Here is an 11,956-nt window from a genome sequence, read left to right on the forward strand (position 1 = left end):
CTCCCATGTCCACGCCGAACGCCAACATCACCAGTGTCTTGAAGGAATCCCGCGTCTTCCCGCCGGCGGCGAACTTCGTCACCACCGCCCACGTCGACGCCGCCGAACGCGACCGCCTCGCGGCGTGGGCCGAGAAGGACCTCGAAGGCTTCTGGGCCGCACAAGCGGAGAGCCTCCATTGGTTCAAGAAGTGGAACCAGGTCCTCGACTGGTCGAACGCCCCGCACGCGAAGTGGTTCGTCGGCGGCACGACCAACGCCAGCTTCAACTGCCTCGACCGGCATCTCGCGAGCGGCCGCAAGGACAAGACGGCCATCCTCTGGGAGGGCGAACCCGGCGACACGCGGACGCTGACGTACGCGCAGCTGCACCGCGAGGTCTGCCAGTTCGCGAGCGCGCTCAAGAAGCTCGGCGTGGCGAAGGGCGACCGCGTCACGATCTACATGCCGATGATACCGGAGGCGGCCGTCGCCATGCTCGCGTGCGCCCGGATCGGGGCCGTACATTCCGTCATCTTCGGCGGGTTCTCGGCGGAGGCCGTTGCCGACCGGAACAACGACGCGAAGGCGAAGCTCGTCATCACCGCCGACGCCGGGTGGCGGCGGGGCAAGGTCGTGCCGCTCAAGGCCAACGTCGATACCGCCCTCGACAAGTCGCCGACCGTCGAGAAGTGCGTCGTGTTCAACCGGTGCAACGAGAAGGTGACCATGAAGTCGGGCCGCGACGTGTGGTGGCACGAAGTCGTCACCGACGCGCCCGCCGACTGCCCGGCCGAGCAGTTGGACAGCGAGCACCCGCTGTTCATCCTCTACACGTCCGGGTCCACCGGGAAGCCGAAGGGCGTGCTGCACACGACCGGCGGCTACCTGCTCGGCGCGAGCCTCACGCACAAGTGGGTCTTCGACATCAAGGACAGCGACATCTACTGGTGTACCGCGGACGTGGGGTGGGTGACCGGCCACAGCTACATCGTGTACGGCCCGCTGGCCAACGGCTCGACCGTCGTGATGTACGAGGGCGCACCGAACCACCCGGCCGAGGACCGCTTCTGGGCCATCGTCGAGAAGTACAAGGTGACGGTCATGTACACCGCGCCGACGGCGATCCGGGCGTTCATCAAGTGGGGCGACCAGCACCCGAAGAAGCACGACCTCACGTCCCTGCGGCTGCTCGGCAGCGTCGGCGAGCCGATCAACCCGGAGGCGTGGATGTGGTACCACGAGGTCATCGGCGGCGGCCGCTGCCCGATCGTCGATACGTGGTGGCAGACGGAGACCGGCGCGATCATGATCTCACCGCTGCCGGGGGCCGTGCCGACGAAGCCGGGCAGCGCGACGAAGCCGCTGCCCGGCATCATGGCCGAGGTGGTGGACAAGGCCGGCAACCCGGTCCCGGCGAACAGCGGCGGGTTCCTGGTGGTGAAGAAGCCGTGGCCGAGCATGATGCGGACGATCTACGGCGACGACGACCGGTTCAAGGCGACGTACTGGAGCAACTACCCCGGCGTCTACTTCACCGCGGACGGCGCTCGCCAGGACGAGGACGGGTACATCTGGGTGATGGGCCGGGTGGACGACGTGCTGAACGTGAGCGGCCACCGGCTGAGCACGATGGAAGTGGAGAGCGCGCTGGTGAACCACCCGCAGGTGGCGGAGGCCGCGGTCGTCGGCCGGCCGGACGACCTGAAGGGCGAGGCGATCTGTTGCTTCGTGACGCTGAAGCAGGGGAACGCGCCGACGGACGACTTGAAAGCCACACTGAAGGCGCACGTGGCAAAAGAGATCGGGGCGCTGGCCCGGCCGGACGAGATCAAGTTCACGGACACGCTGCCGAAAACTCGTAGCGGGAAGATCATGCGGCGGCTGCTCCGGGACATCGCCGCGAACCGCGAGGGGACGCAGGACACGACGACGCTGGAGGACTACAGCGTGCTCGCGAAGCTGCGGGCGGACGAGGAGTGAGTTGACGGCCCGCGGCCGGGGTGCGACAGTGAAGGCAGAAGGAGGGCGACCGATGACGCCGACGATTCCCGACGCGCTGCCGGTGACGCAGACACCGCCGCCCGTGGGCGGCCCGCCGTCTCTCGACGCGCTCACGGCCCGCTACCTGGCCGAGCTGCCGGCGCTGCTGGAGTCGGACTACCGGAAGTGGATCGCTTACACGGACGGCGGGCTTCGGAAGATCGCGAAGACGCAAACGGAACTCTACCGCCACTGCCTGGACGAATTGAAGCTGAAGCACGAACAGTTCATCATCCGGTACATCGAACCGGACCAGGGGACGGATATGGACATCTTCGATGCGTTCCGTTGAGATGTCCACCGTCCCGATTCTTCGCTCGATGCCCTACTTCGACCGCCCGAGCCGGGTCGAATGGGAAAGCGAGTCGTTGGCCGTCAATCCGTTCCAAATCCTCGTCTGGATCGGAATCGCACCGGTCGGCACCGACCGGCCGTCGCTGACCGTCCGCCGCTTTCCGGCCCTCCTGGACACGGGATGCGGAACGTCGTTCATTATTTCTCCCGTCCAACTCCGCCGATGGGCCGGCGTCGAGTGGCGTGCGCTACCCCTCAACCCCGGCATCGAACGAAAGCATTTCGGCGTTCCGATCCCGCACCGCCGGGCAAACCTGTGGCTGTTTCCGAACCAGTACGACCGCCGGGATGAGATCGACCCGATCCTGCCGCCGACCCTATAGGAACTTCGCGACGGCATCGCCGTCTTCGGCGACGGCGAGCAGGTCGGCGTGGCCGACACGAAAAGGCTGTCGGCCCTCCGGCTGCCCCTGCTCGGCCTGCGGGCGCTCACCGCCGGCAACCTATCCGTGCGGATCGACGCCGCGAACCAGCGGGTGTGGATGGATCGCCCGGCGTGAACTTGCGGCCGGCTTAAAGGGCATCGGGTATACTGTGGATGGAGGAAGTCATGGCGACGCCACTCGAACAGCTCGACGCGATGCGGAATCTCCAAGAGAACTGGGACGGCTACGGGGCGGCCGTGCCGGTTCCGGAAGCAATTGACTTGGCAAAGGAGTTCGTCACGCTCTTGGCCTCCCTCCGCCTCGGACTGGAACCGCATAAGGATGTGTTCGTGTCGCCCGGTCGAGATGGGAGTGTCTTGATCGAATGGGATGATGCCCACACGGAACACGAGCTGGAAATCAACCCCGACGGCTCTTTAGGTTTTCTCCACACCGACAAACTGACCCAAGAGATGAGGAGTGAGAAGTTCACTTCGGGCCGATTTGCCATCCCTTCGGGCCTCCTCTCGACTGTCGGGCAACTAGTGGCTGCATAAATGGTTGACATTCTGTTTACGTGTGGTGAATACCTTCGTGCCTCCCGACAGTTTCGATTCCAACTCCGTTCTTCGTCCGTAAACCCAGCCGCCATAACAACTTGCAAAACCTCGTCCGCCTCGTTCAATTCTTATCGTTGCTCGTCTCTGACTCTGTTGGAATCAGGATTATTCAGGTAGAGATCGCGAGCCGTGGAGAGAAACAAGAAGAATGACTGGCCCATCAGAAATCCTGAATGACGAACTCGTCCTCCGCCACATCCCCGGCGGTACGACGTGGCAAGCACCCGGCCCGCGGATCACGAGCAAGAACTTCGCCCTCCGTGCGGATCGGAACGAAACCGGCCTCTCCGTCAGCCGGTCGTCTCTCACGTCGCCGGCCGCGCTCTTGGGTCGCGTCGGCAAGCCGGACCTCGGCTCGCGTGTCGCAGAAGCCACGGTCGCCGACATCCGCGCACTCGGCTTGGAAATTGTTCCCGTGCCCCTGCCGGACGATCCGGGGCACGCCGAGATTCGTTCGGGAGCTTCCGATCTGAACGACCAAGCCGTCCGCAAGCAACTCGCCGTACTGTTCCAATTCATCCCCTGATGCCGGTCGTCACACCTCTCGGAACGCTACCCCGTCGCCGGCCCACCTCGCTTCCACCGTCCGCCCGGCGTGCGGCGTCTCCAGCATCCACTTCGCCAGCGCCGCCACCACCTGCCGCTCGATCGCCCGCTGCAGCGGCCGCGCCCCGTACCGCGCGTCGAACCCGATCCGGGCCAGCTCGTCCACCAACGAGTCGGCCCACACGAGCTTAATCCCGGACCGCGCGACGCCGTCGCGATTCGCAATCGCGGCCAGTTCCCGGCGGGTGATCGCCTTTACCGCGTCCGGCTTCAACGGGTCGAACGTCACGACCGCGTCCATCCGGTTGAAGAACTCCGGGCGGAAGAACCGCATCGCCGCGTCCCGATACCGCGGGCCTTCCCCCTCCCGGCCGAACCCGACCGCCGCGCCGCTGCCGGCCCCCAGGTTCGAGGTCATCACGATCACCGTGCTCCGGAAGTTCGTCACCCGGCCGTAGGCGTCCGTCAGCCGGCCCTCGTCGAACACGCCCATGAGCGTGTCGAACACGTCGGCCGCCGCCTTCTCGATCTCGTCCAGCAGCAGCACGCTGAACGGCTGCCGGCGGACGCGGTTCACCAGCGGGCCGGGGTCGCCGGTCGGCGGGCCGAGCAGCCGCGACACGGCGTCGAACCCGGCGTACTCGGACATGTCGAGCCGGATGAGCCGAGACAGAGTAGTAGGCACACTCCGTGTGCCGTCCGGCTGCCTTTCGCGTAGAGCTTCGCGGGACCTCGAAGACTCGGTCCCGCGGACGGCACACGGAGTGTGCCTACTACTATGTGCCTCCGCGCTTCCGAAGAAGTATTCCGCCAGCGCCAGCGCCATGTGCGTCTTGCCCACGCCGGTCGGGCCGCAGAACAAGAGTACCGCCGGCGGGCGGGTCGGGTCGTTCAGCCCGGCCTTGAACGTCATCACCACGTCCGTCGCCGCCTCGCACGCCTCCGGCTGGTCGATCACCCGCTCGCGGAACCACGCCAGCACGTCGGCGCGGGCGAGCGTCAACTCGTCGCGGAGGAACAACTCCGGCAGCCCGGTGCGGCGGCGGAACCGGTCGATCACGTCGTCCGGGTCCACCGTCTTGCGGCCGACGCGGGCCTGGGCCTCGATCAACTCGCGGGCGAACCCGGACGACGGGCCGGGGAAGGGGGCGTAGGGCTGGAACCGGCGGAACAGGCGGACGATCCGCTCGCCGGTCCCGCGCTGCACCTCGATGCCGTGGCCGGACGAGGACGTTTCGAGCTGCTTGTCGATGACGGAGAGCGCCGTGCCGCGGTCGAACCCGTTGACGGGGACGATCTGGAACAGGTCGGCGAGGCCGGGGAGGAGCCGGCGGCAGGCGTCGAGTTCGGCGGGCGTCGCTTCCGCGACCATTCGCAGCTCGCCGCGGGCGAGGTACGGCATGAGGAACGCGGCGACGCTGTCCGTCGGGCCGAACCCGCCGCGGCGGACGAGTTCCAGCAGCCGCTCGACGCACAGCACGCCGCCGACCTCGCCGAGTTCGGCGACCATCGCCTCGGCGCGGGCCTCCCACTGGCCGAGGTACTTCATCCCGGCGATGATCCGCCCGGCGGACGTGAGCCAGAACCGCCGCGTCCGCTTCTTGTCCGGGTCGTCGTCCTCGTCGAACGCGAGCTGCTCGGCCTGCTTCACCGCGTCCACGAGTAGCGTCGTCTTGCCGACGCCGCCGTCGCCGACGAGCAGCACGTTCGCCTTCTCCCGGTGCAGCTTCTGCACGAGCGCGGCGACCTCGGCCTCGCGGCCCCAGGCGCGGGCGAAGTTCTTCCGCACGGCCCGGTCGCCGACCGGCTCCGCGATTTGCTTCAAGGTCGGCGGCGCGAACGCGATTTCCGCCGAACCGTCGTCCCGCGGCACGCGGACGGCCACCTCGACGAGTTCCACGTCCGCCGGCGGCAGGTAGCGGTTCACGTCCTGCGGCGACAGCCCTTCGAGCTTTTGCAGCACGTACCGGCGGACGAGGTCCGGCAGGTCGGCGGGGTTGGCGTAATCGAACCGGATGCCGAGCAGCGGCAGGTCGGCGGCCGGCTGGCCGCTCTCCCGCGTCCCGAGGACGCACGCGACCCTCACGGCGACCGCCGTTTCGCACGGGTAGATGCGGTCGTTGGTGCGGTACTCCGGCCGGACGGTGACGGTCTGCCACGTCAGCGTCGCGTCGCGGAAGTCCGGGCCGGGCCGCCACCGTTCCTTCTTGTGGAACCAGAGCAGGTAATCGCGGAGGTCGGCGCGGGCGTCGGCCGGCGTGTCGGCGAACCCGGTCGCGCCGCCGTCCACGGCGACGGCGGACGCGCCGCCGGCGGCGTCGCGGCAGACGAGCACGGAGTAGCGGAAGGTCGGCATGGGGGCAGGGACACCGGCGGGGCGGGGGAGGTTCTGGAAGATGAACGGGTGAGAAAACCAATCCTCTATGTAGCCGCCGGCTTGCCGGCGGGGTTTCGGAGACGCAAAACCCCGCCGGCAAGCCGGCGGCTATATGAAAGCCGTCCGCGTCGCGCGGTTTCTTACCCCGTCATCCCTTCACTTCCCACGAACTCTGCCGCCAGCAGCGTGAAGTCGTCCGTCTGGCGGATGCCGTGGAGAAGGTCGTTCGCCACCGCGTCCGCGAACGGCTGCGCCGCCAGCGCCCGGTGCGCGACCGCCGACGCGACGACCGGGGTGGCGCTCGCCCGGCCGCCCTCGTCCAGGCCGAGCGTGCCGTCGCTGGTGAACAGCAGCTTGTCGCCGGGCTTCAGCGCGCCGTAGTGCGTCGGGTACTCGGCCTCGAACACGCCGAGCATCGGGCCGGGGACCGCCAGCGGCTCGACCGGGCCGGCCGCCGGGACGTGGATCGGGTGCGGCAGCCCGGCCCGCGCGAATGCCAGCCGGCCGGTCGCGGCGTCGAGCCGCACCAGCGCCATCGACACCAGCGGGGCGTCGTCGAGGGCCAACTTCACGAGCGACCGGTTGACGTGGTGCAGCACGTCGCCCGGCGGGGTCGCGCCGGCCGCGCCCCGAACGCTCGCGGCGGAGAGTATCTGTTTCACGAACAGCCCGAACAGCCCGCCGGCCGCCCCGCCGGACCCGACGGCGTCGGCAAGGAAGAACTCCACGTCGTCGCCGGCCGCCCAGGCGTCGAAGAAGTCGCCGCCGACCCGGCTCCGCGGCCGGTGGTGAACGCCGAACCGCACGCCCTTGACTTCGGGAAGCGCCGCCGGCACGAGCGCCCGGTGGATCGTCCGGGCGAGGGCGATGTCGCGGTCGGTTTGCTCGTAACACTTCTGCAACCGCTCGGCGAGCGCCTTCGCCTCCTCGACCTTCCCCCACAACCGGTCGGCGGCCCCGCGGACGCGGCGGAGCGCCCGCAGCCGGGCGACGACGAGCGGCTCGTCGAACGGCCGGGCGACGCAGGCGTCAGCCCCGGCGTCGAGCGCGGCCCGCTCCCACTCGGCCGACGGCATCGTCAGCACCCAGACGATCGGCACGTACCGGTCGCCGAGTTCGGCCCGCCAGCGTTTCGTTTGCGCGACGGCGGGTTCGAGTACGTCGGACGGGCAGACGACGGCGGCGGCGAACGGCGGGAGGTGGACCGGCGGGACCGCCCCGAGGGCGTGCTCGACGGGCACGAACCCGGCCGCCCGGACGAGCGCGTGAACGTCGTCCGTGACGGTTTGCGGTTGCGCGGAAACCAACACCTGCGGAAAGGTCACGAGCGACATCGTGGCGCGCGGGGTTCGGGCGGACGGTCCGGACATTGTAGCCGAATCCGGACGCCGCGGGTGAAAGTGGGGCACTCGCTCCGCGAGTGCCGGACGATCGCGCCGAGGAAACACACACGGCACTCGCGAGAGCGAGTGCCCCACTTTCACCCGCCCCTTGACCGGCGCACCGGGCCGTATTTATAGTCCACTCACGAATCGTGCCGTTAACCCCGAGGCCGCCGTGCCGATCCAGATGGAACTCCGCCGGATCATCAGCAGCGTGATCGACGACCAGCACATCATCATCCTGAAGGAGGTCGAGGGCGACCGGGCGTTCCCGATCGTCATCGGCATCTTCGAGGTGGTGAGCATCGGCCGCCGCATCCGCGGCGAGGCGACGCCGCGGCCGCTGACGCACGACCTCATCCTGTCGTCCATCGAGCAACTCGGCGGCGAGATCCAGGACGTGATGATTTCCGACCTGCGGGACCACACCTACTTCGCGAAATTGCGGGTCCGGCAGCAGGGCGAGCTGGTGGAGATCGACTGCCGGCCGAGCGACGCGATCCCGGTCGCGGTGACGGCGAAGGTCCCGATCTACGTGAACGAGGACGTGCTGGGGGATGCGCTCGACGAGGATTGAGGCCGACGTTTCCACACCGTCGTCCGCCGCCGGGTTTTTACCCCGAAGGGGTTACACATGATAGCCCAGGGCAAGGAGCGCAGCGACGCCGCCCTGGGTAGACCGCACACACATGCAACAAGCCCTGAAAGGGCGGCAGAGCGTGCCGCCCTTTCAGGGCTTGTTGTGTGGGGTGGCACCCGTACCCAGGGCGTTGCCTTGGGCTGACATGTTCCGCCCCTTCGGGGCAAAGACCAGCCACTGCGTGACGGGAATTCGTCGATTACTTCACCGGCCCCACGTCCGCCGTCTGGCTCGCGGTCCACGCCCCGACGGTCCCGATCGGCAGCCAGTACGACGCCTCCACCACATGGAACCCGCCCTCGGCGGCCAGCTTCCCGACCGCCTCCGTGATCTCGTACTCGCCCCGCGGCGACGGCGTCAGCGTGAAGTCGAACACCCGCCGCGGGAACAGGTAGCCGCCGATGTTCGCCAGCTGCGGCGCGGGCAGGCCCTTCGGCTTCTCGACGATCTCCTTTAGTGTGCCGTCGTCGTTCCGGAACAGAATTCCGAAGCTGTCCGGCTCATTGACCGCGTGCGACAGAATTCCCATCGGCACGGTCGCGAGCTTCTTCAAGTCCTGCCGGCCGATCAGGTCGTCGCCGTTGAGCACCATCACGCGGTCGGAGTGGACCTTCCCCTTGCAGCTCATGAGCGCGTCGCCGGTGCCAAGCGGCTGCTCCTGCCGGACGGTCGCCCAGTTCTTGACGTGCGGCTGCGTCTTTAGGTACTGCTCGATCTGTTCGGACAAGTAGTTGACGACGACGACGAGCCGGTCCACCGGCGGCAGCGCGCCGATGATCCAGTCGAGGATCGGCCGCCCCTGCACGGGCAGCAGCGGCTTCGGGACCGTGTCCGTGTGCGGCCGCAGCCGCGTGCCCTTACCGGCCGCCAGGATGATGCAATCCATGAGTCGAGTCTCGCGTGTCGTGATGTCCGGAGAAGTTTACGGGCGACGGCCGCGTTCGGTTAGCGCGGCCCCTGACTTCCGAAGTCCGGCTTCGACTTCGGAAGTCGAAGGGGAGAAGGGGCGTCTGCGGTCACGACGAAGGCCGCTGCGACGCTCGACTTCCGAAGTCGAAGCCGGACTTCGGAAGTCGGGCCGCTTCTGGTACGATGCCGTCTTCCACCCTCTCAGGAACTCGTCATGCTCACCCGCCTGCTGCTCGCCCTCTTCGCCATCGCCGTCGGGCTGCCCGTTGCCGCCCAGTCGCCGGGGTTCACCCGCAAGGAGGACGTGATCTACGGCCGCAAGTACGGCGTCGCGCTCACGCTGGACGTGTTCACGCCGACGGGCAAGGCCAACGGCGCGGGCGTCATCATGGCCGTCAGCGGCGGGTGGTTCTCCGCGAAGGAGGCGATCAACACGTTCTTCTTCAACGAGCTGCTCAAGCGAGGGTACGTGGTGTTCGCCGTCGTCCACGGCAGCCAGCCGAAGTTCACCATCCCGGAGGTGCTGCAAGACATGCACCGGGCGACGCGGTTCGTCCGGCACAACGCGAAGTCCTACGGCGTGGACCCGGACCGCATCGGCATCACCGGCGGGTCGGCCGGCGGCCACCTGTCGCTCATGCAGGGCTGCGCGTTCCAGGCCGGCGACCCGAAGGCGAAGGACCCGGTGGACCGCGCGTCCTCGAAGGCGAACGCCGTCGGCTGCTTCTTCCCGCCGACCGACTTCCTGAACTACGGCAAGGAGGGCGAACTCGCCATCGGCGACGGCACGCTGAAGGGGTTCTGGGCACCGTTCGACTTCCACGAGATCAACAAGGAGAAGGGCGGGTTCGCGCCGATCACGGACAAGGAGCGGCGGAAGGAGATCGCGAAGCAGATTTCGCCGGTCTACCACGTCACGAAGGACGCCGCGCCGGCGCTGATCGTCCACGGCGACAAGGACAGGCTCGTGCCGATCCAGCAGGCCGAGCTGATGATCGCGAAGCTGAAGGAGCACAACGTCCCGTGCGAACTGGTCGTGAAGAAAGGCGGCGACCACGGGTGGGCGGGGATGGACAAGGACCTCGTGACGATCGCCGACTGGTTCGACAAGCACCTGGCGGCGAAATGACCCATAGTAGTAGGCACACTCCGTGTGCCGTCTCCTCGGCGTGTCGGCTAGTTCGTCCGAGCCGCGGCGGCTGATAGCGGACGGCGCGCGGACCCCGTGGGGGATCGCGAGTTCGTGCGAGCCGCTGCGGCCGACAGCAGACGGCACACGGAGTGTGCCTACTACTATGATCGGCCGCGGCGAGTTCGTCCGGGTCGCCGCGACGCTCAGCAAACGGCACACGGAGTGTGCCTACTACTTTGCTTTCGTACTCTTCCCTCATGAACATCCTGCTCCTGCCGGTCGGCAGCCACGGCGACGTTCACCCGTTCGTCGGCGTCGGCCTCGGGCTGAAGACCCGCGGGCACGCCGTCTCGCTGCTCGCCAACGAGACGTACCGCCCCCTCGCGGAGCGGCACGGGTTCGACTTCGCCGAGGTCGGCACGGCCGCCGACTACAAGCGGATGACCGACGACCCGCTCCTGTGGCACCCGTCGAAGTCGCTTCGCGCGATCTTCGTGGACGACCTGATGCGGAAGTACCTGCCGATCGCGTACCGGGCCATCGAGGAGCGGTACGCGCCCGGCCGGACGGTCGTGGTCGGCGGGTCGCTCGGCCTCGCCCCGCGGATCGCGCACGAGAAACTCGGCGTCCCGCTCGCGACCGTCCACCTCCAGCCGATCTCGATCCACAGCGTCGTCAACCCGCCGAAGTTCCCGCAGGCCAGCTTCCCGGCGTGGTCGCCGTTGTGGGTGCGGCGGGCGGCGTACTGGTACGCCGAGCGGTACGTCATGGACGGGTACATGGCCGGGCCGGTGAACGACTTCCGCAAGACGCTCGGCCTGCCGCCGGTCCGCCGCATCTGGGGGACGTGGCGGCACTCGCCGCAGCTCATCCTCGGCCTCTTCCCGAAGTGGTTCGGCACGGCCCCGGACTGGCCGGCGCACATGCAGCAGACCGGGTTCATCCGGTACGACCAGGCGGAAGCGAAGCAGCTGCCGCCGGACGTGGAGGCGTTCTTAAATGAAGGCGAGCCGCCGGTGGTGGTGAGTTTCGGGTCGGCGATGCGGCAGGGGCGGCCGTACTTCGCGGCCGCGGCCGAGGCGTGTCGGCGGTTGGGGAAACGCTGCCTGATCCTGGCGAAGGGCGGCGACCAGATTCCGCCGGACCTGCCCACGAACTGCCGGCAGTTTGACTACGCGCCGTTCAGCCTCGTGTTCCCGCGGGCGGCGGCCGTGATCCACCACGGCGGCATCGGCACGACGGCCCAGGCGCTGGCGGCCGGCGTCCCGCAGTTCGTGATGCCGCTGGCGTTCGACCAACCGGACAACGCGCACAACCTCGAACGGCTCGGCGTGGCGAGGTCGGTCCTCGCCGCGAAGTTCACGGCCGACCGCGCGGCGGCGACGCTGGAGAAATTGTTGAAGGACCCGAACGTGCCGGCGGCGTGCGACGTGTGCCGCGAGAAGATGGCCGACGACCCGCTGCCGCGGACGTGCGAGTTGATCGAGGGGATCGTATAGCGGCGAGCCGAGCGGCGTAAGCCCCCGGGGTTGGGTGAAAAAAACCGCGGGGTTAGCCCCGCGGGGCGGCCCACAAAAAAAGCCCAAACCCTTGCCCCCACCCGCCCCCCG

At 68.2% G+C, this 11,956-nt stretch carries 12 protein-coding genes; 9 read left to right on the top strand and 3 right to left on the bottom strand.

Features of this window, described 5'->3' with window-relative positions:
- The first annotated feature begins 5 nt into the window (after positions 1 to 5).
- From acs to AC5JJ2_RS07395, 6 genes are all read left to right on the top strand, one after another.
- Positions 6 to 1,961, top strand: coding sequence for an acetate--CoA ligase (gene acs, locus AC5JJ2_RS07370; protein ID WP_495857328.1), 1,956 nt, complete (start codon positions 6 to 8; stop codon positions 1,959 to 1,961).
- Positions 1,962 to 2,013: 52 nt separating this feature from the next.
- Positions 2,014 to 2,313, top strand: a complete 300-nt coding sequence (locus tag AC5JJ2_RS07375) for a hypothetical protein (protein ID WP_495857329.1) — start codon at positions 2,014 to 2,016, stop codon at positions 2,311 to 2,313.
- Between the two features lie 28 nt (positions 2,314 to 2,341).
- Complete coding sequence (locus AC5JJ2_RS07380; RefSeq protein ID WP_495857330.1) at positions 2,342 to 2,698, top strand: hypothetical protein; 357 nt, start codon at positions 2,342 to 2,344, stop codon at positions 2,696 to 2,698.
- Positions 2,699 to 2,746: 48 nt separating this feature from the next.
- On the top strand, positions 2,747 to 2,875 hold the full coding sequence (locus AC5JJ2_RS07385) for a hypothetical protein (protein WP_495857331.1): 129 nt from the start codon (positions 2,747 to 2,749) through the stop codon (positions 2,873 to 2,875).
- Between the two features lie 50 nt (positions 2,876 to 2,925).
- Positions 2,926 to 3,297 (top strand): hypothetical protein, encoded by a 372-nt coding sequence (locus AC5JJ2_RS07390; protein WP_495857332.1) that lies wholly within the window; start codon positions 2,926 to 2,928, stop codon positions 3,295 to 3,297.
- Positions 3,298 to 3,508: 211 nt separating this feature from the next.
- The gene (locus tag AC5JJ2_RS07395; RefSeq protein WP_495857333.1) at positions 3,509 to 3,886 is read left to right on the top strand and encodes a hypothetical protein; all 378 of its coding nucleotides are present in this window, start codon (positions 3,509 to 3,511) and stop codon (positions 3,884 to 3,886) included.
- Positions 3,887 to 3,895: 9 nt separating this feature from the next.
- Here the strand turns inward: AC5JJ2_RS07395 and AC5JJ2_RS07400 are convergent, their stop codons facing one another.
- Positions 3,896 to 6,262, bottom strand: coding sequence for an AAA family ATPase (locus tag AC5JJ2_RS07400; protein WP_495857334.1), 2,367 nt, complete (start codon positions 6,260 to 6,262; stop codon positions 3,896 to 3,898).
- A gap of 161 nt (positions 6,263 to 6,423) precedes the next feature.
- Positions 6,424 to 7,608, bottom strand: coding sequence for a PP2C family protein-serine/threonine phosphatase (locus AC5JJ2_RS07405; RefSeq protein ID WP_495857335.1), 1,185 nt, complete (start codon positions 7,606 to 7,608; stop codon positions 6,424 to 6,426).
- 232 nt (positions 7,609 to 7,840) lie between these two features.
- Between AC5JJ2_RS07405 and AC5JJ2_RS07410 the strand changes: the two genes are divergently transcribed.
- Positions 7,841 to 8,242 carry a bifunctional nuclease family protein gene (locus tag AC5JJ2_RS07410; protein ID WP_495857336.1) on the top strand — a complete coding sequence of 134 codons (402 nt, stop codon included), beginning with the start codon at positions 7,841 to 7,843 and terminating at the stop codon, positions 8,240 to 8,242.
- A 262-nt stretch (positions 8,243 to 8,504) separates the two neighbouring features.
- On the opposite strand, the gene AC5JJ2_RS07415 is transcribed toward AC5JJ2_RS07410, so the two are convergent.
- Entirely contained in the window at positions 8,505 to 9,191 is a 687-nt protein-coding gene (locus tag AC5JJ2_RS07415; protein ID WP_495857337.1) for a sugar phosphate nucleotidyltransferase, read from the bottom strand.
- Positions 9,192 to 9,428: 237 nt separating this feature from the next.
- Here AC5JJ2_RS07415 and AC5JJ2_RS07420 point away from each other — a divergent pair, with 237 nt between their 5' ends.
- On the top strand, positions 9,429 to 10,343 hold the full coding sequence (locus AC5JJ2_RS07420) for a prolyl oligopeptidase family serine peptidase (protein WP_495857338.1): 915 nt from the start codon (positions 9,429 to 9,431) through the stop codon (positions 10,341 to 10,343).
- Between the two features lie 260 nt (positions 10,344 to 10,603).
- Entirely contained in the window at positions 10,604 to 11,845 is a 1,242-nt protein-coding gene (locus tag AC5JJ2_RS07425; RefSeq protein WP_495857339.1) for a glycosyltransferase, read from the top strand.
- Positions 11,846 to 11,956 lie beyond the last annotated feature (111 nt).

It is taken from the genome of Limnoglobus sp. (assembly GCF_059499385.1).

Bases quoted from the DNA above. Each gene is read 5' to 3' on its own strand.
- acs (WP_495857328.1), top strand. From the start codon at position 6: ATGTCCACGCCGAACGCCAACATCACCAGTGTCTTGAAGGAATCCCGC.
- AC5JJ2_RS07375 (WP_495857329.1), top strand. From the start codon at position 2,014: ATGACGCCGACGATTCCCGACGCGCTGCCGGTGACGCAGACACCGCCG.
- AC5JJ2_RS07380 (WP_495857330.1), top strand. From the start codon at position 2,342: ATGCCCTACTTCGACCGCCCGAGCCGGGTCGAATGGGAAAGCGAGTCG.
- AC5JJ2_RS07390 (WP_495857332.1), top strand. From the start codon at position 2,926: ATGGCGACGCCACTCGAACAGCTCGACGCGATGCGGAATCTCCAAGAG.
- AC5JJ2_RS07395 (WP_495857333.1), top strand. From the start codon at position 3,509: ATGACTGGCCCATCAGAAATCCTGAATGACGAACTCGTCCTCCGCCAC.
- AC5JJ2_RS07400 (WP_495857334.1), bottom strand. From the start codon at position 6,262: ATGCCGACCTTCCGCTACTCCGTGCTCGTCTGCCGCGACGCCGCCGGC.
- AC5JJ2_RS07415 (WP_495857337.1), bottom strand. From the start codon at position 9,191: ATGGATTGCATCATCCTGGCGGCCGGTAAGGGCACGCGGCTGCGGCCG.
- AC5JJ2_RS07420 (WP_495857338.1), top strand. From the start codon at position 9,429: ATGCTCACCCGCCTGCTGCTCGCCCTCTTCGCCATCGCCGTCGGGCTG.
- AC5JJ2_RS07425 (WP_495857339.1), top strand. From the start codon at position 10,604: ATGAACATCCTGCTCCTGCCGGTCGGCAGCCACGGCGACGTTCACCCG.